This window comes from Virgibacillus aidingensis, assembly GCF_010994035.1.
GTDB lineage: Bacteria > Bacillota > Bacilli > Bacillales > Amphibacillaceae > Virgibacillus_N.
In genome coordinates this window covers 171,935-197,613 of record NZ_WIXN01000006.1, presented here as the reverse complement: position 1 = coordinate 197,613, position 25,679 = coordinate 171,935, and the positions used below count along the sequence as shown (strand labels likewise).

19 protein-coding genes are annotated in these 25,679 nt (G+C 43.0%); 4 read left to right on the top strand and 15 right to left on the bottom strand.

Annotated elements, in window-relative coordinates:
- Positions 1 to 121: 121 nt before the first annotated feature.
- Positions 122 to 2,296 (top strand): Xaa-Pro dipeptidyl-peptidase, encoded by a 2,175-nt coding sequence (locus GHD25_RS07315; RefSeq protein WP_164215727.1) that lies wholly within the window; start codon positions 122 to 124, stop codon positions 2,294 to 2,296.
- A 164-nt stretch (positions 2,297 to 2,460) separates the two neighbouring features.
- Here GHD25_RS07315 and GHD25_RS07310 read toward each other — a convergent pair whose 3' ends face one another.
- From GHD25_RS07310 to GHD25_RS07260, 11 genes are all read right to left on the bottom strand, one after another.
- Complete coding sequence (locus GHD25_RS07310; protein ID WP_164215726.1) at positions 2,461 to 2,979, bottom strand: GrpB family protein; 519 nt, start codon at positions 2,977 to 2,979, stop codon at positions 2,461 to 2,463.
- A gap of 18 nt (positions 2,980 to 2,997) precedes the next feature.
- The gene (locus GHD25_RS07305; RefSeq protein WP_164215725.1) at positions 2,998 to 3,150 is read right to left on the bottom strand and encodes a hypothetical protein; all 153 of its coding nucleotides are present in this window, start codon (positions 3,148 to 3,150) and stop codon (positions 2,998 to 3,000) included.
- A 258-nt stretch (positions 3,151 to 3,408) separates the two neighbouring features.
- The gene (locus GHD25_RS07300; protein WP_164215724.1) at positions 3,409 to 4,344 is read right to left on the bottom strand and encodes a peptidylprolyl isomerase; all 936 of its coding nucleotides are present in this window, start codon (positions 4,342 to 4,344) and stop codon (positions 3,409 to 3,411) included.
- A gap of 135 nt (positions 4,345 to 4,479) precedes the next feature.
- Positions 4,480 to 7,545 carry a M28 family peptidase gene (locus GHD25_RS07295; protein WP_164215723.1) on the bottom strand — a complete coding sequence of 1,022 codons (3,066 nt, stop codon included), beginning with the start codon at positions 7,543 to 7,545 and terminating at the stop codon, positions 4,480 to 4,482.
- 111 nt (positions 7,546 to 7,656) lie between these two features.
- The gene (locus GHD25_RS07290; protein ID WP_164215722.1) at positions 7,657 to 8,241 is read right to left on the bottom strand and encodes a CalY family protein; all 585 of its coding nucleotides are present in this window, start codon (positions 8,239 to 8,241) and stop codon (positions 7,657 to 7,659) included.
- Positions 8,242 to 8,312: 71 nt separating this feature from the next.
- On the bottom strand, positions 8,313 to 10,670 hold the full coding sequence (locus GHD25_RS19915; protein WP_240452265.1) for a M28 family peptidase: 2,358 nt from the start codon (positions 10,668 to 10,670) through the stop codon (positions 8,313 to 8,315).
- Positions 10,671 to 10,863: 193 nt separating this feature from the next.
- The gene (locus tag GHD25_RS07280) at positions 10,864 to 12,342 is read right to left on the bottom strand and encodes a serine hydrolase domain-containing protein (protein ID WP_164215721.1); all 1,479 of its coding nucleotides are present in this window, start codon (positions 12,340 to 12,342) and stop codon (positions 10,864 to 10,866) included.
- Positions 12,343 to 12,564: 222 nt separating this feature from the next.
- Positions 12,565 to 14,046: a serine hydrolase domain-containing protein gene (locus GHD25_RS07275; RefSeq protein ID WP_164215720.1), complete on the bottom strand. Its 1,482-nt coding sequence runs from the start codon at positions 14,044 to 14,046 to the stop codon at positions 12,565 to 12,567.
- A gap of 379 nt (positions 14,047 to 14,425) precedes the next feature.
- Positions 14,426 to 16,009: a M4 family metallopeptidase gene (locus GHD25_RS07270; protein WP_205601342.1), complete on the bottom strand. Its 1,584-nt coding sequence runs from the start codon at positions 16,007 to 16,009 to the stop codon at positions 14,426 to 14,428.
- A gap of 44 nt (positions 16,010 to 16,053) precedes the next feature.
- Positions 16,054 to 16,644 (bottom strand): CalY family protein, encoded by a 591-nt coding sequence (locus GHD25_RS07265; protein WP_164215718.1) that lies wholly within the window; start codon positions 16,642 to 16,644, stop codon positions 16,054 to 16,056.
- Positions 16,645 to 17,403: 759 nt separating this feature from the next.
- The gene (locus GHD25_RS07260) at positions 17,404 to 17,700 is read right to left on the bottom strand and encodes a 4a-hydroxytetrahydrobiopterin dehydratase (protein ID WP_164215717.1); all 297 of its coding nucleotides are present in this window, start codon (positions 17,698 to 17,700) and stop codon (positions 17,404 to 17,406) included.
- Between the two features lie 255 nt (positions 17,701 to 17,955).
- On the opposite strand from GHD25_RS07260, the gene GHD25_RS07255 reads away from it, so the two are divergent.
- A complete protein-coding gene (locus tag GHD25_RS07255) occupies positions 17,956 to 18,780 on the top strand; it encodes a formate/nitrite transporter family protein (RefSeq protein ID WP_164215716.1) in 825 nt (274 codons plus the stop codon).
- 136 nt (positions 18,781 to 18,916) lie between these two features.
- Here GHD25_RS07255 and GHD25_RS07250 read toward each other — a convergent pair whose 3' ends face one another.
- Both GHD25_RS07250 and GHD25_RS07245 read right to left on the bottom strand, forming a co-directional pair.
- Positions 18,917 to 19,927 carry a C45 family autoproteolytic acyltransferase/hydolase gene (locus GHD25_RS07250; RefSeq protein WP_164215715.1) on the bottom strand — a complete coding sequence of 337 codons (1,011 nt, stop codon included), beginning with the start codon at positions 19,925 to 19,927 and terminating at the stop codon, positions 18,917 to 18,919.
- A gap of 9 nt (positions 19,928 to 19,936) precedes the next feature.
- On the bottom strand, positions 19,937 to 20,683 hold the full coding sequence (locus tag GHD25_RS07245; RefSeq protein ID WP_164215714.1) for a MerR family transcriptional regulator: 747 nt from the start codon (positions 20,681 to 20,683) through the stop codon (positions 19,937 to 19,939).
- Positions 20,684 to 20,949: 266 nt separating this feature from the next.
- Between GHD25_RS07245 and GHD25_RS07240 the strand changes: the two genes are divergently transcribed.
- A complete protein-coding gene (locus GHD25_RS07240; RefSeq protein WP_164215713.1) occupies positions 20,950 to 21,303 on the top strand; it encodes a VOC family protein in 354 nt (117 codons plus the stop codon).
- A 171-nt stretch (positions 21,304 to 21,474) separates the two neighbouring features.
- Here GHD25_RS07240 and GHD25_RS07235 read toward each other — a convergent pair whose 3' ends face one another.
- Positions 21,475 to 23,190 carry an ABC transporter ATP-binding protein gene (locus GHD25_RS07235; RefSeq protein WP_164215712.1) on the bottom strand — a complete coding sequence of 572 codons (1,716 nt, stop codon included), beginning with the start codon at positions 23,188 to 23,190 and terminating at the stop codon, positions 21,475 to 21,477.
- Between the two features lie 256 nt (positions 23,191 to 23,446).
- On the opposite strand from GHD25_RS07235, the gene GHD25_RS07230 reads away from it, so the two are divergent.
- Positions 23,447 to 23,839, top strand: a complete 393-nt coding sequence (locus tag GHD25_RS07230) for a DoxX family protein (RefSeq protein WP_240452264.1) — start codon at positions 23,447 to 23,449, stop codon at positions 23,837 to 23,839.
- A gap of 419 nt (positions 23,840 to 24,258) precedes the next feature.
- Here the strand turns inward: GHD25_RS07230 and GHD25_RS07225 are convergent, their stop codons facing one another.
- A complete protein-coding gene (locus GHD25_RS07225; protein WP_164215711.1) occupies positions 24,259 to 25,476 on the bottom strand; it encodes a S1C family serine protease in 1,218 nt (405 codons plus the stop codon).
- Positions 25,477 to 25,679: the final 203 nt, after the last annotated feature.

Genomic DNA, 25,679 nt, shown 5'->3' with positions numbered 1-25,679 from the left:
TAATTTATGACTAATCATTGAAAATAAATGTCAGAAAATGAGTACTTATCGCACTGTTGCCTAATCTATTAACATGCTACCATTTTAATTGATTAAACTAATAGATTAGGAGGCAGTGCGAATGTTAAAGGACACTCGAAGCAGATTTACAAGTATACTATTGGCATTCATCATGATTTTTACGCTGACAGCACCATATGCAGCCGATGCTGAAGTGCTTGGGCAGTCAAATTCCCCGCAAGGCTATGAGCTGGAAGACGGGATGACTGCACCGATTTATTCCTATGAGGATGCGATTAAAGAAACCATCTACATTGCATCCGAAATGGACAGCGACCGTGACGGGGAGATGGATTTAATAGCTGCTGATATTATGCGGCCAAAGGAAACCGAGGACGGCCTGCAAGTTCCTGTCATCATGGATGCCAGTCCATACTATGAGGCTATGGGACGCGGCAATGAGTCGGAAATAAAAGACCCGGACGGGGACGGCATTAATGAATTTTTCCCGCTGTACTATGATAACTATTTCGTGCCAAGAGGCTATGCAGTCGTTCTTCCGGATATGACGGGAACCAACAACTCTGATGGCTGCCCGACAACCGGCGGCTGGGAAGAAACAGAAGGTGTGAAAGTAGTCATTGACTGGCTGAACGGAAAAGGAACAGCATGGGATTCAGATGGAAATGAAATCGAAGCAGATTGGTCTACCGGAAAAGTAGGGATGGTAGGAAAATCCTATGATGGCACATTGCCAAACGCAGCTGCAGCTCAAGGGATCGAAGGATTGGAAACCATCGTGCCGATCGGAGCCATCAGCAACTGGTACCACTATTACCGTTATGGAGGTATTCCATTCTACTATAATGGTCCATCCGGTTTATCACAAAGAGTGACCGCTAGCGACAATGTAGAGCAATGTGCTCCGGTTCGTGAAGACATGCGGGTTGCTGCAGATGATGCAACCGGTAACTATAACGATTTTTGGGCAGAGCGCGATTTTGTAAAAGATGCAGACCAAGTGGAAGCAAGTGTATTTGTTATCCATGGCATTAATGATTACAACGTAAAAGCAAATCACTTTTCTGACTGGTGGCTTGAACTGGCGGAAAACGATGTACCGAGAAAACTATGGATCTCGCAAACTGGTCACGTCGAGCCATTTGATTTCCGCCGGGCTGAATGGGTGGAAACACTAAATCGCTGGTTTGATTACTGGCTGCTTGATATCGATAATGGCATTATGGATGAGCCAACGGTAGATATTGAGCATGGCAAGGATGATTGGGAAACATACAGCGCCTGGCCGGATGAGGATATGGAAGAGGTGAAGGTGAGACTTGCACCATCTGATGAATTGCCTGGTACTTTGGCAACCAGTCCTGTTCTAGGGGAGTTCACCCAATCATTTACCGATGATCCGAGACAAAGAGACGAGCAAATGGTAGAAGATGAATTTACGGATAAAGATAACCGGCTTATCTTTTTATCACCGGAACTTGAAGAAGACGTGCGCCTGAGCGGGGTGCCTGAGCTGGATATCAGTGCTGCCATTGATGCAGAGAGTACACATTTAACTGCAATGATTGTGGATTACGGCACGGATGAGCGAATTGACCACCGCAGCCGCGGAGAAGGTATCCGCACCCTGGATACTGTTTCCTGCTGGGGGGAAAGCTCTGAAGTGGACGATGGCTGTTACAGAGATACCGAGATTATAACTCATGAAGCCGACTATGAAATTGTCACCCACGGCTGGCTTGATGCAAAGAACCGGGAGTCTTTGGAATATGAAGTACCATTAGTACCTGGAGAAAAATACAGCTTTGAATGGGAAACACTGCCTGAGGATTATATCTTTAAAGAAGGGCACCGTATCGGCATCGTAATTGCCGGAAGTGCCAACAGATGGACTGTACCTGATCAAAACAGAGCGACATTTGATGTATTCCTAGGGGAAAGCAATATCAGCCTGCCAATTGTGGGAGGAAAGGAAGCTTTGGATGATGCATTAGGGTATCAGGGAGGAAGTCTTCCGGAAAATGCAGCTGAGATGAAAGAGATTGTTCATCATTATCAAGAAGAAGGGGCATTCTCTAACCAAGGTGCTTATCGTTCCATTAATGCCCATCTGACAGCTGTAGAAAGATTTGAAAGCCGCGGAGATATGGAAAAAGCAGTAAGACACATGACAAACCTGGAGCATCTGCTTGAGGCTCATAAGGATAGAATGTCACAAGAAGCATATCAAGTATTGACTGCAGATATGGAATATTTGCTGGAAACTTGGCAGTAAAAGAGTCAACAAAAGCACCTGAGGTAAATCCTCGGGTGCTTTTCATTCTTACTGCAGCATTTAACTGCGATATTAAAATTTTATGTTCAAGCGGGAGATTTATTTTCAAAGATCTACAATTGAAAAGTAAGGTTTTTTTTGCCATCAGTGCAAGAGTATATACACTATGTTGTTTCATTGCAGCATATTAACAGATTCCTGACAAATTCCGTTTTTTCCCCGGCATATCTATGTTTATTCCTCTTATGCTGTACAGCCAGCCTCTGCTTTAGCTTTTCATATTCTATTCTCACTTTATCATTCTTCCGGAGACAATCCCTGAAATGCAGCTGTTCTAATAAATATCGGCTGCCCGTCTGATACATATGTATTTGATGTGTTCTGGGCTCCCCCTTGCTGAAATAATGCCTGTCAGGCAAAATGTTCGTTCCCTTATAGCTATATCCCAATTCTTCCAAAATCGGGGCAGTTATAGTTCCATGGTCAAACGCTGTCACTTCTACCGCAATATCAATGATTGGCTTTGCACTAAGATTCTTAACAGCCGTACTGCCAATATGATGTACTTCAGCAGCATAGTGTCCAAGAACCGTCTGGATTCTTTCTTTTTCCCTTAAGAACACTTTTTCCCACTGTGAAGTCCACGGACTCAAGAGGACTTCACCCTTTGAGAGTCCCAACATAATATCACGTCCATGGGTTTATCGGCGCTCTTTGTATATTACCATTGCGCCAACGCCGAAAATTGTCATTGAAAATTTAATTTCAATTATTTCTATATCTTCCTCCAGAAAAAAGTTTACCTTTTTATCCAGTCCATGTTCTGTCATTGCTGTAAATGTTTTTATTTTCATGTTTTTCCCTTCCATTCACTGGCTTTAATTCTACTTTTATATTTTTCCGTCAGCAGCTTCATTACATTGCATTTCAACAGTTCGACGTGTCATTTACCGTGGTTTTAGCAAGTGTTCATCCCTGGTTTTCCTATTCCATTCTATCACTTTTGTGCAAACTGTGTTGCGTATTTACCGAATGATCCACTTCATAGCGGAGTAAGACGTGCAACAGAAAGAAGGATGCCGGATTTATTACATATCCGGCATCCTTCTTTTTTAGTTTCCTTCCGTATCGCTGACATCCTCTTCATCATCATCTTCTTCCTCTGCTTCGTCCTGTGATTCGTCCTGTGCAAACAAATCCTTTAAATCCTCTTCTTCAATCACAGGGTTGGCATCCTGGATAAGCTGGTCCACCTTTGCCTGGGCGGCTTCGATATCCATTTCCTGATTGATCCGCTCTCTTCTCAGCTCATCCTTCATGTCCTCAAATTCTCCAATATCCGCATCTTCTATTTCCCTTTTATCATTCACTTTTATAATATGATAGCCGTACGATGTTTCAACAGGATCGCTAATATCCCCGGGTTCCATCGCAAAGGCTGCATCTTCAAACTCGGGAACCATTGAGCCTGCTTGGAAATAGCCAAGCCATCCGCCATCGTCGGCATTGGATGTATCCGTTGAATAGTCTCTGGCCAATTCATCAAAGTCTTCGCCTTCATCAATTTTCTCTTTTACTTCCCATGCCGTTTGTTCCTCTTCTACCAAAATATGCTGGGCATCAATTTCATAAATTTTACGGTCATATGCTTCTCTCAGCTCTTCATCTGTAATTTCAATGTCTTCTGATGCAACTGCCTCCTGCAAGAGGCTCATGTGAATCATTTGCCGCATTGCTGCTTCATCCTTAATTCCCTGATGCTCCAAAAACATCTCAAATTGGTCTCCAAGCTGCTCTTTTGCCAGATCTATTTCCTGATCTATCTGTTCATCTTCAACTGTATAATTTTCGCTTAAAACATCAAAGGTGATCATCTCCTCAAGCACCATATCACCATAACGATCTTTTAATTCCTGATAAAATTCTTCCTTTGTAATTGTACCGGCGCTGGTTTCAGCTATTACTTCAGATTCAGCCTGTGATTCATTACATGCTCCGAGGAATAATAAAGCGGATGAAAATACTAGTGCCATAGACATTCGTTTCATGTGAAACACTCCTTAGATGAATTTTTTTATATGTAAGGGACAGAGGGACAGGTACCTCGTCCCATTTTTGGGGCGCAGAATACACTGTCCCTGTACCCTATTATGCGGGGACAGTGTACCTGTCCCCGTGTCCCATTATTCCAATGCGAGGTCGGTAACCGCTGTTTGAACGATTTCGCCGACAGTCTGGATTTTTTCCTGACTTACTTTATCGAAAGTATCTTCCGGTGTATGGTACCACGGCTCAAGTGAGTGTGTACCAGGCTCTCTCCAGATAAAGTTGGCTGCATCTATGCCTGCATTATAAAATGGTACATGGTCAGATGCGCCGCGGCGGAATAGGAACAAAACGTCAAGATCGAGTTTCTCCTGGGCTGCGTCCGCATATTGCCATACTGTATTCGGCGTTCCGTCAACAACATTTACATAAAGCGTTGTTGCCGGATCCCAGTTTGTGCCAATCATATCCATATTAAAGTTGGCTGCACTTCTGTCAACCTCATCATCTGACAGCTGTTCCACATAATATCTGGCACCAACCAGGCCGATTTCCTCCGATCCAAATGCTACAAACCGGATTTCCTTATTCGTATCGATATCCTTTAACGCTCTGGCCATTTCCAGCAGCCCGGAAGTTCCGGAACCATTATCATTCGCACCAGGTGATCCTGGAACACTGTCATAATGTGCTGTGACATGAATGATTTCCGGATTTTCCACATCCTCAGGAGTCAACGTAGCAATCACGTTTTGTGAAGTAGCTTCGCCTCTGATTTCAAACTCTTGTATCGCAGTTTCATATCCAAGACTGGCTAATTCATCCTCAATATAGCTCGCAGCTTCTCTTTCCCCATCAGTGCCTGCTACACGCTCCCCTAAATCAACACTTAAATATTCGAGATGGTCCATTGCATTGCCCGCATTAAAAACGTTTTCCCACTTGGCAATCAGAAAATCAGTGTAATCTTGCAATGCCGCTGCTGCAGAAGCAGTAATCTGGCCATTGTCCAGCTGATGAGTCAGTAATAGCTTAAAGCTTTCCATATGCCGGATTACTTTATCTATTTCCTGCTGATCTTCATATTGCTCAACAGCTGTCAGGTGTGTAGTTAATGCACGTACAGCCCTGTCATTTTCAAATGCACCCTGCTCATCCAAAAGTTCTACAAATGCTTTCATGCCTGAGGCACTAACGTCATTAAATACAGCATCTTCTATTGTCGTTGTTTGATCAGGATCTGTTTCTGACGTTGCCGTAAATGTCAGGCTTACAGGCGCAGACGCTCCCTCAGGGATTTCCACATAGACAGGAACTTCCACTGTTTCACCTGCCGGCACTTCGATCACATTATGTTCAACCATAGTCTCCCAGTCGGATTCTGCTTGAACACGGATCAAATCTGTTTCTTCCCCGGTGTTTGTCACAGCATAATTATGCACACTTACACGTCCCGGTTCCGCTCTTTCAACTTCACCGCGTTCAGCTTCAACGCCACGTTCAAAGACCCCGTCTTCATCTAAATGGCGTACCGCTGTTCGATATCTAAGCACTCCATCATCGTCTCTGTATTCATCTAAAATATAGAAGTGAATTCGGTTGTATGGGTCTTTGTATTCACTGACAATATTTTCCCCGCTGACACTATCGAAGTCCCCGCTTACCAGAGTTTCTCCATTTCCTGCATGGAATAAAGCGTCAGCAAGTTGTCTCGGATCACCTTTCGTAACCATAGCTTCTGTTCCATCAGGTCTTGTGAAGTCCACTACATTAATATCTTCCGGGTGTGAATCAACCACCCAGATGAATGGTGCTCTTTCTGCATCTTTTGTTTTGGCAATCAGTACACCGGAATCAGTTGCGAAGGAGTCCGCACCTATGCGGTCTACTACCTCAATGGTGTAATTATCGTACCCGCCGCTTAACATATCGTTACGCCAGTCACCCTCAAGATAATCCTCAGGGGTTAAGTCGTCCATGCTGATGTTGATGCCATGGAGTCCCGTCCGGCCAAATTCACTGCCAATCGGCGCTTGGCGTGCAACAATATCAGCAAACACCGGCCCGGTTTCTTTTAACTCATCACGTTCTAAATGCAGCACTTCATCTTCAGATAGAAAACCTTGTTTCATCTTATTTCGAAGCATATGCGGTGCCGGCAGAGAAGAACCCAAAGTAGCCGGAATCATGTAACGAGTGTGCGTTCCGCCAGGTCCATTGAATGACCCGCGACTCATTGTTTCCCAATATCCAGAATAAGTTCGTGGTTCAAGGGCTGCGTTATTATAGTTATCCCCAAGTCCCTGAAGATGGCCAAATTCATGAGCAAACGTAGCCATTCCATCACTTTCTCCTTGAATGGAAACACGAATTCTTTGTCCATTGATTTCTGCACTGGATGCAGCTGACCAAATACTCTTGGCTGCAAGCCAGGAAGTCCATGGTACATAACGAGTTGAAGCCCAGTTTGGCATGTCTTCAAACCCAGGTAAATCCGGCGGTCCAAACTCATCAGTTACATCCTCGGGATTTTGAAACATCATTTCACCGAGTTCTTGCCATACGGTTGATTCGTCATAGCCAGCATGAACGATGAAAGCAAAGTCATACTCTTCTCCGGATGCAATCATATCTTCTTCTGCTACTGCTATAGCATCTTGAAATAGGTTTCCACTTTCATATTGATCAGGCAGGTAACCAGGATTCATACGTCTTTCCAGCCCGTACTGAAATTCGTATTTGTCTAAGCGATAGACACCATATGAATCAAGGGTTACGCCCCATTTACCGTAGGAATTCTCTTTCCAAAAACTATCAATTGTTTGATAGTTATTTAGTTCACTTGGAACGTTCAGGAAGTCGTTCCACCACTCCGCAAGTTCGTCGCGGGGAATTGGATCGATTTGCGGATTACCCGCTGGATCAGAACCTTTAGGATCGCTCAAGATAAAATCACGATCAGGAAAATCAACTATGATTAAGGCGCCTCTTAGTTCTTCTTCCGGTTCCATATCCGTATTTGCCCAGTCAATCCCTGGAATTGGTTCATAGTCATCCCAGGTCATATCTTCTGGCAATACCCATGATTTACCATCTGCCGGATCGGGAAAATCAGGCAAACCCGCAGTATTTGCCGAAACTGCCGTAGAAAATATCATAAAAAATAAGGCAGTGAATAATGAAATTCTTATGAATTTTTTCAACATGTGAACCTCCGTATACTAATTATTTATTCTATTATGTGTGTGTACTTTTTCTAAGAGGATTAATGGAATCAGACGGGTGAGACCGCCTGATTCCTGATGCCTCTTTTTTTACAGCTCTTCACCATCTGTTTGTGTTGCTGTAAATGTCCATTCGAGATTAAGTGTATCTCCCTGGAATTCATTTTGGTCTTCGCCGTTATCGACAAAGTTAAACTTCACTACTAAATCGTCAAAATCGCCAGTCGGCAATCCTTCACCAAGAATTGGATTTAATGCATGCTCACCGACTGCTTCCGGTGTCATTTCTCTTAATTCAGCAAGGGTTGTGCTGAATACAACTTCATCCAGCTTGTCCACGTTGTATAAAAACTCCACTTCGATGTGCTCGCCAAAGTCTTCGGTATTATTTCCTTCTGCATCATCCACGGTATACTCTGTATCCAGAAACACGCGGTCAATATCAAGGGATCCGTTATTTTGCAGTTCAAATGTGCGAACCATGGAATCTCCCGGTTTAATATTTTCTACATTAATAATTTCCGTCGGCTCCGCTGCCAGGTCTAATGTACCCGCGGCAAACGTGTTTTCCGTTGTTTCGGTATCACTGAAGTAGGCAAACGTTCCTCCTCCGATAAGTGAAATTCCCAACGCCGCCGATATAATTCCCATACCTAATTGTTTTTTAATTTTCATGTTTATTCCTCCTTGTTTTTGTACAGGATAATCCCAAGTCTTTCTGCCCGGGATTATCCAATTTACTAGGTTTAAGATGCTTCTTCCAAAATAGAATTCGTGCTGGCCGGTTCACTCAGGAGCTCTGACACTGCAGATTGAATCAGATCTCCAACAAGTTGAACCTTTTCAGGACTTACTTTGTCGATCGTGTCCTGAGGTGTATGATACCAAGGTTCTAAGCCTGCTGTACCTGGCTCCATCCAGATAAACAGCGCGGCATCAACGCCTGCATTATGGAATGGCACATGATCTGATCTTCCAAATGGATTAAGGAAAATCTTGTCTTCCTCAAGGCCAATTCTTTCTGCTGCTGCCTCTGAGGTTTGCCATACCAAGTTTTCCGGATCGCCATCTACCGGGTTAATATAAAGCTGGGATGCTGGCTCCCAGTTTGTGCCAACCATATCCAGATTGTAGTAGGCAAGACTTCTATCAATCTCGTCATCTGATAATTGGTCAACATAGTAACGGGATCCTACTAATCCAATCTCCTCTGCTCCAAATGCAATAAAACGCAGTTCTTTATCCGTGTCAAAATCCTGGAATACTCTTGCCAGCTCCAGGACTGTAGACGTTCCGGAAGCATTATCATTTGCACCAGGAGAGCGTGGAACACTGTCATAATGTCCACCGATATAAACGATTTCAGGATCCTCTACCCCTTCTGGCGTCTTGGTCGCAACCACGTTTTGAGAAACGTTTCCTCCGCGAATCTCGAACTCCTGGATGGAAACATCATAGCCAAGGCTTGCAAATTCATCGCTGATATATGCTGCAGCTTCTCTTTCCGAATCAGCACCTGCTACTCTCGGCCCAATATCCTCGCTTAAATAGCTGATATGCTGCATCGCCCTGTTGGAATCAAAGCTGGATTCCCACTTACTGATAATGAAGTCTGTATAAGCGGAAAGATTTTCATATGCATATTCAGACATCATTTCATTATCAAACTGGTGTGTCAGCAGCATTTGGAAACTTTCCAAGTGTCTGATTACTTTGTCAGCTTCTCCCTGTTGTTCAAATTGATCAACAGCAGTCAAATGCATAAGCAGTGGCCTTGCATCATTTAATTCTTCATCTGCTGCCAGATTCTCCACTAAGTTCATCATGTTTGCCGCTGTGCCAACATTTTCATCGTCGTACAGGGCAATCGCTTCTACTTCAGTGTTTGTAGCACGTGCATCAAAAAGGTAAGGCACCACCGTCATCATCGGCTGGTCCATACCGACAAAAATACCTTGGTTGGATACATTTTCTGTTTCAAGTGAAAACAGGTCAAGATGGGTTTCCATTTGATCTGCCTGTTCATTTGTCAGTAAATATCCGCTTGGTTTGTTTTCCAGTACATTTGTCGGATCCCAGTTATCAGCACCATCCAGGAAGAATGGCTGCGACTGGTCAGCGCCTCTGGCTGCCTGGCGATCAGGTGCATTTTCAACAGCATCCACCACGTCATCAAAACGCTCACGGTAGAAGTCAATTACTGCCTCTACAGTGGCAATTTGTGCTTCAACACGGTATGTCGGATCTTGTCTTCCGGCAGATTCCGTTAAAAGCCCGATGCCATTGCGAAGACCGAGCATGTTTCTTAAAATGGTTTCTTCCCCGCCGCCGGCACCGCCAGGGCTTCCATAAAGATCAGTACTGAACCCTGCCTCTTCCACATCAGGGAACAGATAATCCTCTACCATTTCCTTACTTAAATTCCGCACGTTTTCATCCACATTCAGGTTGCGCGGCCACAGCATTTCCATATCAGGATTACCCGTATCCCTTGGACGTTCATGTCCATCCACAGCAATGTCCGGATCAAAGTAATCCAGCACGGATGCAATATACTGGGATTCCAGTGTAACCAAGCTTAAATGCTGGCGGTTAATATCGATGTTATCCGCGTTTCTGCGTGTATTTATTTCCCTGCCGTCCGGGTTGGCTGTAGGTATAAACAAGAAAGTAGTTTCACTCATTTGCTCCAACAGCTCCGGATCATCGGTAAATGCCAAATTACGCAATGTCTGCAATGCCATTTCCCTTGGTGCATTTTCATTCCCATGCTGCGTACCGATGATAAGCATGCTTCTTCCTTCTGCTATTTCTTCATCTGATGGCGGCTCCGGATATCCCACTCGCACTAAATGCAATGGTCTATCCTCTACTGTTCTGCCAATTTCCGTGTATGCAACACGGTCAGAAGATGCTGCCACTTCTTCCAAGAATGCCTGTTCTTCTTCATATGTGGTCCAATCGTCTCCATCCCGGTCCTCAAAACCGGTTGTTGGAGCATCTGCCGGATCTGCCAGAGTCTGGCCGGCAACAGGGCTCATGGTGGAAACAAGCAATAAAATCATGAAGATTGTAATCGCTTTTTGCCACATTTGCTTTTTCATAATATCCTCCTTTGTTGTCTTATAGTTTAATAGATTCATGAAGTAAGAAAACCTCTATGGATGTATTTGTGACATTCGCAGATTTTCCAGATTCACCCCCTTCAAATGCAGCTGCAGAAAAAAGCATCCATCACCCCCTTAAAGCAACCTTGTGCAGATTCATAGGTGTTATTGTTTCATTGCTATAAATATGCTATTGCCAGGAATCAATCAGGTAGGCCGCATCCATCATTAAATCATCATAAGCAGCCTCAGTAATCAGTTCCTGAACCAGCTGATATTCAAGTAAAGCTTGCAGGCTTTCCATATGTCTGTTTATCTTTTCCGCATCATGTTGCAATTCATATTGATGGACAGCTGTCAAATGAAGCTTTAAAGCATGTGCAGCACTTTCATGAGCAAAAGCATCTCTTGCTTCAAGCACTTCTACATAATCCTTCATCGAAGCAGCACTCCATGCACTGATGGCCGCTCCCGTTTTTTCTGCTACCAGCTGACGGGTCGGATTTGTGGAGACTGTTTCTGCAGTCGGATGTACACGGTTTGTCAGCAGCATGGCAATCGTATTATTATTTGGGCTTACTACAATGGAAGTACCGGTATATCCTGTATGTCCCAAAGTATTGCTTTTTGCCAAACGGTCCATGTACCAGGACTGATTCAGCTCCCAGCCAAGCCCCGAGGACCTCGCCCCTGGTATATCTTCATTCCAGTTGGTGCTGATCAGTTCCACCGCTTCCTCAGATAAAATTTCTGCCCAGTTATATGTCCCTTCTTGAAGCATCATTTGGCTAAATACAAAGAGGTCTTCTGCTGTACCAAATACTCCGGCATGACCTGCTACACCATCAAGTGCCCAGGCTGATGGGTCATGTACCTCTCCCCATACAAGTCCACGATCCAGCCAAGGTATTACTTCCGTGGCAGCAATCCTGTGCTGCAGCTCAGCCGGTGGATTATACATCGTATCTGTCATATTTAATGGTTCCGTAATAAATTGTTCTATAAATTCATCCTGCTGCAAGCCACTTAGTCTCTCAATAAGAATTCCCAGGGTAATAAAATCCACGTCACTATATAAATAATGTTCGCCAGGAGGATTTTGCAATGTTTCATTTAATACAAAATCCAGTCTTTCTTCTCTATCACCGTCAATTTGATGGAGAGGCTGTGTCGTACCAGGCCTAAACCCAGATGTATGCGTGAGCAGCTGGCGGATGGTGACTTCCTCTTTTCCATTTGCTGCAAATTCCGGAATATAATCAGCCACAGGGTCATCCAGCTCGAATGCTCCCTGATCCCACAGCTGCATTACTGCAGTGGCAGTGAACAGTTTGGAAATCGATGCCAAATCAAAAATCGTATCTTCACTCATTTCCACAGGGTCATCCATTTCCGTAAAATTTCTATCTGTATAACGGGCAGCATAGCCGTAGGCATCGTGCTTCACCACTTTTCCATCCTTGGCAATCAGGACTACTGCACCCGGCATGACATGGTCTTCTATTGCTTCTTCCAATAAAGGATCCATATCATCCAATGGCTGCGCGAGCATCTTCACTTCACTTGGGTCACTTTGCAATAGCCCATTTGTGGCACCCATTATGCCCGCAGTTCCTGTAAATAGAATGAATGAGATAAGAAACATCATAATCGATGTTCGTTTAAGCATGTTTTCAGCTCCCCTCACTCTAAATTTGAAAATGAGAAACAACCCTATCACTGGTGACACTGTACAAAAAGAGATTCATAGATTTTTCAGATTATCCATTGTTTAAACATTGCTGAGTTAATCCCTGAACCAACAACCACAATAGTCAGACATGCCGCCAGGTTTGCTGAACTACATTTTTCAATAAACAAATACGCGTACGATAATTTATCATCAATCACGCTATTGCCAGGAATCAATCAGGTAGGCCGCATCCATCATTAAATCATCGTAAGCAGCCTCAGTAATCAGTTCCTGATCCAGCTGATATTCGAGTAAAGCTTGCAGGCTTTCCATATGTCTGTTTACCTTTTCCGCATCATGTTGCAATTCATATTGATGGACAGCTGTCAAATGAAGCTTTAAAGCATGTGCAGCACTTTCATGAGCAAAAGCATCTCTTGCTTCAAGCACTTCTACATAATCCTTCATCGAAGCAGCACTCCATGCACTGATGGCCGCTCCCGTTTTTTCTGCTACCAGCTGCCGAACCGGATTTGTGGAAACTGTTTCGCGGGTTGGATGGACACGATTTGTCAGTAATAGCGCAATCGTATTGTTATTCGGACTCACCACAATGGAGGTACCGGTATATCCTGTATGTCCCAAAGTATTGCTTTCTGCCAAACGATCCATGTACCAGGATTGATTCAGTTCCCAGCCAAGCCCTGAGGACCTCGCCCCTGGTATATCTTCATTCCAGTTTGTGCTGATCAATTCCACTGCTTCTTCAGATAAAACTTCTACTCCGTTATACGTGCCCTGTTGAAGCATCATCTGACCAAATACCGCCAGATCTGCTGCTGTACTGAATACCCCGGCATGACCTGCTACCCCGTCAAGTGTCCAGGCTTTTTCATCATGTACTTCACCCCAGACAAGTTCACGGTCTACCCATGGCTGCTCTTCTGTAGCAGCAATCCTGTGCTTCAGTTTAGCCGGCGGATTATACATTGTATCCGTCATATTTAACGGGCCTGTTATGAATTGCTCTGTGAATTCATCCTGCTGCATTCCGCTTAAACGCTCAATCAGCACACCGAGCGTTATAAAATCCACATCACTATAGAGGTATTCTTGACCAGGAGGGTTTTGCAATGATTCGTTCAATACAAAAGCCAGTTTATCCTCTCTATCACCCTCAATTTCATGAAGAGGCGCTGTCGTACTTGGTCTGAACCCGGAGGTATGCGTGAGCAGCTGGCGGATGGTGACTTCCTCTTTTCCATTTGCTGCAAATTCCGGAATATAATCAGCCACAGGGTCATCCAGCTCGAATGCTCCCTGATCCCACAGCTGCATTACTGCAGTGGCAGTAAACAGTTTGGAAATCGATGCCAAATCAAAAATCGTATCTTCACTCATTTCCACAGGGTCATCCATTTCCGTAAAGTCACTATCTGTATAGCGTGCTGCGTACCCGTAAGCATCATGCTTCACCACTTTTCCATCCTTGGCGATTAACACTACCGCACCCGGCATGACATGATCTTCCATTGCTTCTTCCAGTAAAGGATCCATATCATCCAGCGGGAGCTGAAGCATGTCCGCTTCACTAGGGTTATCCTGAAAAAGTCCGTTTGAAGCTCCCAGTATGCTCGCAGTACCTGTAAACAGAATGATCGCAAAAAGAAATATCATAACAGGTGCCATTCTTTTGAGCATAATTTCACTCCTTTATTAAAGTCAGATTTAAAAAAACACTCATGTTACTGCATTAAAAAATAATATTCACTGTAATATTCGTGATATTTTCTGATAAAGTGACATAGCCGTTCCGCATGAGAGTATTTCTATTTTCCGTATCGAATACGCCCGATACGCGACCGAACGGCAGCGGTTTTCATTTATTCAGCATTTTACAGGCCCGATAAGCGACAAATAAAAAGATTCCGCAGTCTTTATTCGCCTGGTAAGCTAGTTCACCAGTAATACGCTGAAAAAATGGCATAACCGCTGATCCTTCCGGCCAAAGTGCTTACCGATCTCCATAAGCGTAAGGTACCCCCGACACCTTATAAATAAAGCACCGGAGGTAAAATTTTTACTCTACACCTACCGCATCATATGCAGCTTCTACTGCTGCAACTTCAGCAGAAGTACTGCCAAACAAGTCAGTTGCTGCTTGAACGGCAGCCTGTCTCATCATGCTGAAATCAGATCTGGCTGTTAAATAAACATCAAGTGCACGATAGTAAATTTGTTCTGTCGCATCGCGTCCAACACCTTCCACTTCCACGCCATAGTGTTCCCCGCCTTCAGCAACCAGATACGCAGCTTTATTATTGATGCTGCTGTTAATGTGCACGCCGCCGTTATCCAGGTTTCCGGTATATCTTAAGTCCCAGTGATCCGGATAAGGTGCCTGCGTTCTGCTTTCAATTAAAGAGGCTGGATCTTCCAAAGAGCGCAGGGCTGCTGTGCCGTCCGCCATAATAGCTTCTCCCATCAGCCAGTTGTCCCTGTCCACCATCGCACCGAAAATATCCGCATAGGACTCATTTAGCGCGCCGGACTCATTACGGTAAACCAAGTTTGCCGTATGCTGGATGACACCATGACTCATTTCATGGGCAGCAACATCCAGTCCTGCTGAAAGTGGGTGGAAACGCTGGCCATCCCCGTCGCCATATGACATCTGTCTGCCATTCCATGATGCATTATTCCAGTTATTACCTACGTGAACGGCAGAGATCAAAATCTGGCCGTTGTCATCCACGGAGTTGCGGCCGAATGTATCCATGAAATAGTCATACGTTACCTGAGCGTTGCGATGGGCATCTACTGCAGCTCCATCTCTAAACATTTTATTGATGCTTAATACGTCAAGATTTACACCTGTATCGGCATCATAGGTGACTACACCATTACCTCGTGTTTCATCAAATAATCTGTACATGCCATCATATTCCTGTGCTTCAAACATTCTTCTTTCTCCAAATACACCTGTTCCGAATGCAGTCACATTACTGGCGGCATTAAAATGATCCACGATTTCCCCGTTTGCCGCATCAATGAAATAGTGCCAGAAACCTACTTCAGGATACGTTGTTGAACCGGTTACAAGATAAGTAAAATAGAAATCATCTTTATACTCGTAAATATAAGGCTCTATTTCGATATCCCCGTCAAATTGCTGTATTTTCCCGATTCTGTCCTGCAGCTGATCTTTGAAAATAGCAATGGCTTTCTCCTCGGATACATTTGCTTTAACAGAAATATTTTCAGCGTCCAGGTTTGGAATCACTTCTCCAAAGTAGGAAACCACATTATTGTCTTCATCCAATGTGACAGTTTGATCTGCACCATATACCGGAATACCTTTATATTCCTGATTAACCCGGAAGTGATGTGTTCCAGTTTCAGCATCAGCAGACTGGCTCTTTATCTCAAAACTAGTATTTTGATCCTGGTTTAATTGAAAGTCCCCGCTGTTTGCCTCAAAATAAGCCTTTACAATTTGTTCCTTTGACAACTTCCCGGGAGCTTCCCAGTTTTCAACGATGTAAGAAGGCGTATCATAGGTGTCATTCATTTGTATCTTCGTATCATCTGCCAAAGCAGGAGACGCGAAAATACCCAGCGACACAACAACAGCCAGTCCTGATGTAAGTACCTTTTTATTCAGATTCATCTCCTTCACCCTCCTTATGAATGTATGAAACTATTAAATTACAAATCTTCTCCATCCCCTTGAGTGGCATTAAACGTCCACTCCAGTTCGAGACCGTCTCCCTGGAACATGTTTTGATCTTCATCATTATCAATAAATTCAAACTGTACCCAGAAATCATGTGTCTCCCCTGCTTCAAGACCGCCGTTTTGCTCCCACAACGGATCCCAAATATCGCGCTTCACTACATCCGGATCCATTTCTCTTAGTTCAGATAGCGTGGTCTCAAAAATTGGCTCGCTTTCCTGGTCCCAGTTCCAGAGGAAGTTCACCCGGATATGGCTCCCAAAGTCATCCGTATTATTATTTCCTTCATCAATCACGGTGTAGTCTGTCTCTAATAACACATTTTCAATTTTAAGGCTGCCATCATTGGACAAGGAAAATTCCCTTACCATTGAATCTCCCGGTTTTAAGTTATCCAAGTTAATAATCGCCATCGGGTTCACGGATAAATCCAGCGTACCGGCAGCAAAGCTGTTATTCGTTACTTCCTGGTCACTGAAGTAAGCAAAGGTTCCCCCTCCGATTAACGAAATCCCCAATGCTGCAGAAGCTATACTTAGGCCTAATTTTTTTTTGATATTCAACATGCTTCCTCCTCTTTTTCTTTTTGGACACTCATGCTAGACGAAAAGCCGATTTTCTAACTCTCTTAAACAGCTAATCGTTCCCCCCTTCAGACATGTATAGACAAATAATGCAAACGCTTACCTGCATCCGCCTCCTTCCATTTATGTTGGTCTGCGTTCGTTCCAATGCTGTATAGGAATTATAACGAAGAACGAAAGACTTCTGTGTCGAATTATGTAGAAAATTATTTCCGAATTTTAAATTGAGAGAAAAGTTCTATTTTTCTTTCGCCTGTGGAATAGGTATATAGATATAAGTTTATTTTGGAAGTTGCCGTAAACGTTGATATAACGGGGAAATTTCACTTAAGGCTTTTCCTTCAGCATGGAATAAAGGCAGTCATCTCTATAAAAAATGATTCCTTTCTCCCGATGTAATAGATTTCCAAGGTAAATAAAAGGAATATAACAGTTCGTTCTACCTTATTCCATGCTCTTTTATTCCATTGGATATATGCCAATATACTCAGAGTTTTCTTCCATATAGGTAATATGTTCTAATTTGGCTTTTCTTCTTAATTGTTTGATTCTATTGGATGGTCTTCTGAAAATCTATTATTTTTAAAGCCTTAAGTTTCGTTTTTAGGAAACTGAGGATTCACAGACATTTTGCCGATAACCTTGCTTAACTGTCTCCAATTATTATCAATATGTGGATAACTTTACTTTCGGTGCTGTTCTTAAATTCGAACTTAATGAACTCTTGCGCTGCTTAAATTATTTATCCGCCTTTTCATACATCTGATCAAAATGTTTTGCCATTTCAAAATCAAGGTCTGTCAGTCCTTTTGCCTGCCACGAAGACATTTTTAATTTCACCATTTTATAGTCGATGGAAATGAGGGGATGATGCTTCTTATTTTCCGCATACTCCGCGGCTTCACCGGCAAATCGTACTCCATGTAAATAGTTTTGGAACCTGTATTTGCGCTCAATCCATTTTTCATCAAGCCGCTTCCATTCCGGTAGATTTTTCAGTTCCTTGTAAATCTCTTCTTCCGATAGTCTTTCCATTTCATGTTTCCTCCTTCATTATTTATTAGTTTTAGTGTAACGATAGATTTACTTATTCACAACTTATGCACAGGAAATTGTGGTTAACTTTCCGTTATTTTACTCTATTACCATGTTGCTAATAGGTTTATTCACAGAATTGTAGTTATTTTGTTATAACTGATTCATAGCTGTGATTTATCTCATTGGTCATTTTCCTGATTCCCTCTAAAATGGGCAAAACAGAACATTAAAGGGAGAAAGTGGGGAGAACTCGTGGATTATGTTAAACCGAAAGAAGTTGTCAGTTCTATTGCCGAAGCTGGAGCCAATAAGGCGCGGCTTCCTGTCAGCCATATATTAATTAAAGCTATTTTATCCGGCGCTTTTTTGGGGTATGCAACCACACTGGCTTTTACCGCTTCCGCACAAACAGGCATGGACATCGTCGGCGCAGTTATTTTTCCGGTTGGCTTTGTCCTCATTTTATTGCTGAACCTGGAGCTAGTGACAGGTTCATTTGCCATGCTGCCCATAGCAAAAATGCGCAAAAAAACTACCGTGCCGCTTATGCTGCGCAATTTTTCCTGGGCGTTTCTCGGCAATTTAATTGGAAGCATATTTTATGCCGCTTTATTTGTGATTTATATTACGAAGTTCGGAAATAGTACAGATCATGTTCTTATTCAAAAAATTATAGCTGTTGCTGAAGGAAAAACACTGGAGTATAAATATTACGGTGCTGATGGCATGGTTGTTGTATTTGTAAAAGCATTGCTCTGTAACTGGATGGTAACCATGGGGGCGGTGATGGCTTTTACGTCAAAGGCTACCATTGGAAAAATAGCCGCCATGTGGCTGCCGGTATTCATTTTCTTTGGGCAGGGTTTTGAACACGCGGTAGTGAATATGTTTGTCATACCAGCTGCCATGATGATAGGGACAGATATCAGCTTTCTGGACTGGTGGCTGTGGAATCAAATCCCCGTCACCATCGGAAACTTCATCAGCGGATTTATTTTCACAGGCTGGGCATTACACTATGTAACCAAAGAAAAACCACCTGTCCAAAGCACCAACACCACAAAAAAAGCATCCTGATTGCAACTCCGGAATAATTCTCTTGTTGCATTTATCTGACGGCGGGATCGCCAGCAAAAACAGAAGAAGTGCAGCATGCATATACGAGATCTGCATGCTGCACTTTCTGCTTTCATTGCATATTTATCCTGAACATTCAGCAATCTATTGTTCCTTCGAGTATTTTGGGCAGCGTTGTCTCTCCGGCAAGCCATTCATCAAATGAAATTGCGTAAGGCTCACAGTCCCCGCCAACGCCAATTATTACACGCAAGTCTTGCGGACAATACACGACAGTATGCAAAGTCCCAAAGTATTCTTTGTAGTGCTTGAAAAACAATGGAGAGTCTTCATTATTAAATATATGATAGGCAGAAATAGGGGTTAAATTTTCTTTATCCAGTGTTTCCAAGTATTTCTTACGTCGCAGTGACACGTCAATGGACGGTCTATTTTTATTTTTTAATTTCCCGGATCGAAAGTGATTTGTACAAATAAGTCCTGAATTGTAATGAACCACCTTTGCGCCAGGCGTGGATTCTACAATAGCGCTATTCCCTTCCTTATCCATGATAGAAAAGTTATAGCAATACTGGTGGGGTACTTGTTTAATCAGTGCTGCCGCTTCTTTCACTGAAGCACATTGGTCAAGAATGAGACGGCAAATGGTTGTTGCCAAAAAACCCTGAATGCCTTCTTGCTCCACCTTTTCATTTACCAAATGCAGCCCGACTGCCAGTCCCTTCTCATTCATCCCGTCCAGCCTGCCCACCACCTGCTGACTGAACCCTATACTTGCATATCCATTATTCGGCTTAATGAGCACAAGTCTGCCATCATATAATACATCGTTAAAGTCATAATTGCGCACATAAAAGGAACGATTTGCCAGTGAAGTACAGCCCATGGAGGGCATCTGTAAATTATACCCCCCATAGAATCGAATAGCTGTATCCAAATCCGTCCCCAGCTTGTTTGCCAGGCCTGCCAGTTCTTCCAAAAAACTTGGTGAAAATTCATCCAGCAATTTTCTTCCTGCCGAAACATCGGCATCTGAAATATCCGCAGTTCTTCTGTTCTTTAATGCAGCACCCTGCTTTAATCCAATTTGATACGCATCTCCCTTTAATTCAACCACTTTAGCCTGCAGGTTTTTTCTTTGGTTCATTTTTTCCTCCTAATGTTTTACAGGTATAATTATATCTGTGGAATCTAACCGGCCGCCGCGGTTCCATTCAAGGATGCTGCCGGTTGGCGTCCAGTTATGTGTCATACAATATAGAATTAATTTCCGGTAAGCGGCTTCAATTCTAAAAAGTTCGCCATTAAACGACAGACCGATACATAAACACTTCTCCATATTTTCTGTAAATGCCTCTGGAATAGGGGAAGCATCCGCATTACCGGGAACACCAAAGCCAATATCGGCGTGTACTGACTTTCTATTACCTGACAGATATCTTAAATACGTATTTTTAATTGTAATATTATGCTGTATCAGCTGCTTTCGCCTGAAAATAAATGCTTGGGTAAACTGCCCCACAGGAGCTTCCGCCTTAAACCAGATTACTTTCTCAGGCGGCTTTTCGAATATATAAATAGCTTCTTCCCCCTGATTGCTTTCCAAATAACGAAGACTGATGGCCAGCTGCCGCTGATTTTTCTTTATCGTACGAATCCATGTCTGCTTCATTTGCTTTTGCACTGCTTCATCGGCTTTTAAATAAAGCTGAATTTCACGGATTGGTATATTTGCTGTTCGAAGACTGGCAATCAGCTTGGCAAGGCTGACTTGATCCGCTGAATACATGCGATAATTGCTCTCTTGATCTCTCACGGACTGCAGAAGGTTTTTTTCTTCATAGTATCGGAGTGTACTCTTCGGAATTCCAGTCTTCGTTGAAAATTCCTTTATCGTCATCATGCTTTTCACCCCATCACCCTTTACTATGTATAAGCATAAACGTTAAAGCAAATTGAATGTCAAGGGAAGATTCAAGATTGTTTACCTTTTTTATTTCACTCAATTTTTTTGGGAGAAATGGTTGTATCTTCTATCTCATTCCAACAGAGAAAAAAGTTGCCAGCATCTGTAAAAATATTACCTGTTCAGCAGGATTTTTTTTAAGTACAGAGAAGAATTATAAAGAGGAGTTGTTTCGATATTTAAAAATCAAGGAGCTGATTTTAATGTATAGTCCTATCCTAAAACAAATTGGAACAATATTTATCCCTGTAAGCAATATTGAAAAGGCGAGAGACTGGTACTGTGATATATTGGGAGTAAAGGCAGATAATGAAATTCAGTTTGGCCATCTTTATGTTATACCCATGGATGGCACAGGGGTTGTCCTGGACAGCAAAATATATAGAAAAGATAAGATATTTAAAACGCCGGCTTTTCATTTTGATACAAAAAACATACAAGAGGCATTTCAATTTATGAAAAATAAAGAGGTAAACATCATTACAGAAATCGAGCATGACCATTATTTTAACTTTAAAGATCCGGATGGAAACATGCTGATGGTTTGCCAATGCTGACAGTAAGGAGTGAAATTGGCAAGGGGCTATAGTGGGGAAAATCCCCAGGAAATATAACAAAATATACAGCTTGAATTGTATCCATGTCATTGAATATGAAAAAGATTAGGGAATATCTTGCACCCTAATCTTTTTATAATGTGGTCTTAACCATATAAACTGCTATTCTATCTAATTCATCTGCACCCGATGCAGGTTTGCAAAGATGCCATCCTGCGTCAGCAATTCTTCGTGGGTGCCTTCTTCCTCAATTCCTTCCTTGGTTACCACCATAATCCGGTCCGCATTTTTAATCGTCGCAAGCCTGTGGGCAATCACAATGGTTGTCCGATCCTTGGACAGCTCCGTTAACGCCTTTTGAATAATTTTCTCCGTTTCCGTGTCAAGGGCTGAAGTGGCCTCGTCCAGAATGAGGATCGGCGGGTTTTTCAGGAACATCCGGGCAATGGCAATCCGCTGCTTCTGCCCGCCGGATAGTTTCAATCCGCGTTCCCCCACCTGGGTTTCATAGCCATCCGGGAGCTCATTGATAAACTCCTCCATATGTGCCTGCCTGGCAGCATGCTTTATTTCCTCATCTGTCGCATCCAGCTTTCCATAGGCAATATTTTCCCGCATCGTACCGGTAAATAAGAAGACGTCCTGCTGCACAATCCCTATCTGACTGCGGAGGGATTCCTTCGTCATGTTACGGACATCGATGCCGTCGATCGTAATGGATCCTTTCTCCACATCATAAAACCTTGGAATCAAGGATGAAATCGTTGTTTTCCCTGCCCCTGACGGTCCAACAAAAGCCACGGTCTCTCCGGCACGAATCTGAAAGCTCAGATCGTGCAGCACTGGCTTTTGTGTTTTATCATAGACAAACGTGACCTGGTTAAAATCAATATTTCCCTTCAGCGTATCCACCGGCTTTGCATCCGGCAGGTTCTGCACATCAGGTTCCACATCCAGTAATTCAGTAAACCGTTTAAAGCCTGCCATGCCCTTTGGATACAGTTCCAGCAGAGCGCTGATTTTTTGAATCGGATTCGTTAAAACATTCACCATCAATACGAAAAAGACTAGCTCCCCCATCTGCATGCGGTCGTTGAAGGTAAACCAAGTACCGACCACCAGTACAATTAAAGTAATAAGCCGCATTGTCATGTAAATATTGGAATTCACAAATGCCATTACTTTATAAGCACCGACTTTCGCTTTCCGAAAACTGTAATTATCTTTTGTAAAACGATCCATTTCAAATTTTTCATTGGTAAAAGATTGTACAACGCGCACACCGGAAACGGCATCCTCCACACGGGCGTTTACTTCGGCAATATCCTCATACATCTTTTTCCAAGCTTTATTCATTTTAATATTGCTGAATGCGATCAGGAAAATAAGTACCGGGACGGAAAATAAAATGATCAACGCCAGCTCCAGATTAATATTAAACATAATGATAAATGCACCGAAAAAGGTCATCGCTGCAATAAAGAAATCCTCCGGTCCGTGGTGGGCAAGCTCGCCGATATCAAATAAATCATTGGTAATCCGGCTCATTATATGCCCGGTTTTCGTATTATCAAAAAATCGAAATGACTGCTTTTGCACATGATAAAAGAGTTCCTGGCGCATATCTGTTTCAATATTGACACCCAGCTTATGCCCCAGATAGGTTACCACATATTGCAATAACGTACTTAATATATAGACGAGCAATAACAGGACACTTACCGTTACAATCAGTCCCCAGTCATCCCCGGGCAGCAGCTCATCAATAAACCACTGTACCGCTACAGGAAAGAAAAGCTCCAAAATAGCTACAATGACAGCTGCAGTAAAATCTATGATAAACAAGCGGCGATGCGGCTTGTAGTAAGAAAAAAAACGTCGTATCACAAGTGGCACTTCCTTTTCGTATATTTCACTTCTTTGAAGGTTGCTTAAACCTTTTTAAACTCCTCCTTTTCCAGCCCAATAAAATTATAGAACGAATTTTACGGCTTGGCAATTTCCAATCCTGTTATAAGCAAACTTTCCTCTCGGCAGCCAATTTCTTAAATGCTTGTCAAGGTTGTCTGTCTTTGTGCATATACATAATAAAACACAGGTTTACACCATTCAGGCCAAAAGGGGAGACAGGGGGTGAGTACGAATGAAATGGAAAATGGACTTATCTATTAAGGCATGGATATGTTACGCAGTCGGGTATGTTTTTATCGCTTCCGGTATTTTAAAATTTTTAGACGGCAGTTTTAAAGGCTTGTTCATCCAGTTTGGACTTCCCTTTCCTGAAACTGCGTTATTACTCGTGGCAGTCGTCGAATTGGGATGCGGCATGCTGATCATCAGCCGCATGTATTTAAAGCTTGCTGTGCCCCCGTTAATTCTGATTATGCTGGGTGCCATCTATATTACCAAAATTCCGGTGCTGTTGAATGAAAGTTTTTTAAGATTTGCTTTTGAAGCCCGTCTGGATATTGTAATGCTTATTCTGTTATTGCTTATTTGGAACCATCGGAGCCGTTATCATGTGGCAGGAAATTAAATTTACCCACATACATTGTGAATACATGTCAATAATGAGGTGGATAAGCAGGTAATTTCAATAAAAACATCTGACTTATCCACATTTTTATGCACATATGCACAAATGTTCGCAGGTTTATTGTGTGCAGCACACCAATTCTCCACCATATATTGATTTTTCCTTATTTTTTATCCACGGTTTGTGTATAAGCTGTATTTTTCTGTGGATAAAATGAATGGCAGACCACCATTGATTGAAAATCTGGTATTAACCGACATTTTAAAGGATATCCAGAATACCTTATACTGACTGTCTTTACGTGAAAAAAGCTATTTGCTGACATGGCAAATAGCTTTTTCGGAACACGAACATTCAGCGGGGCGGCAGATTTCAACATTCGGCCGGCCGGCAGTTTTTACTTACCTGCACGGCCATGATTACTGTGTACCCAATTCTAATGTTGTTTCCTGTTGTTCTCCGTCCCTGTAAAAGGTTATGGTTACTTCTTCTCCGATTTCCTTTTCCTGATAAAGTATTTGTCTCAAATCAATCATATTATGAATCGGTTCCCCGTCCATTTGTGTAATAACATCCAGCCTCTCCAGGCCAGCCTGATCTGCCGGGGATAGACGCTCCACACTCCAAATATAAACGCCCCCTTCCACCTCTTCCGGCAGATTCAGCGTGGACCTCCATTCCGTATGGGGTACTTCATCCAATGAATAAATTTCCACACCAAGGTATGGACGGGTGACCTCACCCGTTTCTTCCAGTTCCTCCATAATCGGAATGGCGGTATCGACAGGGATGGCAAAGCCAATGCCTTCTACAGCTGCCTGGTTAATTTTCATGGAATTAATGCCAATAAGCTGGCCATACATATTAATCAGCGCTCCGCCGCTATTCCCTGGATTGATCGCAGCATCCGTCTGAATCACTTCCGCCTGCCAGTCGGCACGTCCATCCTGGTTAAAGTCCTGTGGAATTGTTCGTTCTGTTCCACTGATAATACCTTGTGTCACCGACCCGGAAAACATAAGGCCGAGCGGATTTCCTATTGCAATGGCCGGCTCTCCTACTTTGATGTCTGCGCTGGATCCAATATCAATCACATGCTCTACATGATTGGCATCGATCGTCAGGACAGCAAGATCGGAAAACAAGTCGCCTCCGATTAATTCCGCTTCCACATGCGTTTCATCGTACAGGACAACTTCCACTTCATCGGCACCTTCTATCACATGCTGATTCGTTACCACATATGCAGTATCCCCGTCTGCCTTATAAATGACACCGGACCCCTCACCAGCTTGGGTGCCCTCTCCCTGCTGCCAGAAATCCATACGCTGCTGGATATTTATAACCCCAACTACGGATGGGGAAACTTCCTCTACAATTTCTGTAATTTGGGTGGAAACATCGACGTTGACGGATGTATTAATATTTCCTTTCTCTTCCCCGGTATTTTCCTGTTCATTATCTGCTATTTGTTCTTCTGTATCATCCTGTGTAAAGTTGCCTGATTCCAAAAATGCCGGCACAACAAGGGTAACAAGCAGGATTCCAATAATAATACCGAGTAATCCGGGTACCAGCCAGCCTCTCTTTTTCTTTCGATGCGGATTCGGCGGGTAATTTTGATCATAGTAACCCATTCAAATATTCAGCCCCTTTATATCTCCAGTAATAAATAACCGTTTTAAAAGCTGCTTAGTCCAGGCATCTATTATGATATTGTGTTCATTGCCTGATCAATTGTTCATACGTATAAGTACATTTACTGGCAGCCTTTGTCATGATGGGTAAAAGCAGGTGCTTGATTTGCAGTTTATCTATATACTATTTTACCCCATTCTCT

Bases quoted from the DNA above. Each gene is read 5' to 3' on its own strand.
- GHD25_RS07315 (WP_164215727.1), top strand. From the start codon at position 122: ATGTTAAAGGACACTCGAAGCAGATTTACAAGTATACTATTGGCATTC.
- GHD25_RS07310 (WP_164215726.1), bottom strand. From the start codon at position 2,979: ATGTTGGGACTCTCAAAGGGTGAAGTCCTCTTGAGTCCGTGGACTTCA.
- GHD25_RS07305 (WP_164215725.1), bottom strand. From the start codon at position 3,150: ATGAAAATAAAAACATTTACAGCAATGACAGAACATGGACTGGATAAA.
- GHD25_RS07300 (WP_164215724.1), bottom strand. From the start codon at position 4,344: ATGAAACGAATGTCTATGGCACTAGTATTTTCATCCGCTTTATTATTC.
- GHD25_RS07290 (WP_164215722.1), bottom strand. From the start codon at position 8,241: ATGAAAATTAAAAAACAATTAGGTATGGGAATTATATCGGCGGCGTTG.
- GHD25_RS19915 (WP_240452265.1), bottom strand. From the start codon at position 10,670: ATGAAAAAGCAAATGTGGCAAAAAGCGATTACAATCTTCATGATTTTA.
- GHD25_RS07280 (WP_164215721.1), bottom strand. From the start codon at position 12,342: ATGCTTAAACGAACATCGATTATGATGTTTCTTATCTCATTCATTCTA.
- GHD25_RS07275 (WP_164215720.1), bottom strand. From the start codon at position 14,046: ATGCTCAAAAGAATGGCACCTGTTATGATATTTCTTTTTGCGATCATT.
- GHD25_RS07260 (WP_164215717.1), bottom strand. From the start codon at position 17,700: ATGGAAAGACTATCGGAAGAAGAGATTTACAAGGAACTGAAAAATCTA.
- GHD25_RS07250 (WP_164215715.1), bottom strand. From the start codon at position 19,927: ATGAACCAAAGAAAAAACCTGCAGGCTAAAGTGGTTGAATTAAAGGGA.
- GHD25_RS07245 (WP_164215714.1), bottom strand. From the start codon at position 20,683: ATGATGACGATAAAGGAATTTTCAACGAAGACTGGAATTCCGAAGAGT.
- GHD25_RS07240 (WP_164215713.1), top strand. From the start codon at position 20,950: ATGTATAGTCCTATCCTAAAACAAATTGGAACAATATTTATCCCTGTA.
- GHD25_RS07230 (WP_240452264.1), top strand. From the start codon at position 23,447: ATGAAATGGAAAATGGACTTATCTATTAAGGCATGGATATGTTACGCA.
- GHD25_RS07225 (WP_164215711.1), bottom strand. From the start codon at position 25,476: ATGGGTTACTATGATCAAAATTACCCGCCGAATCCGCATCGAAAGAAA.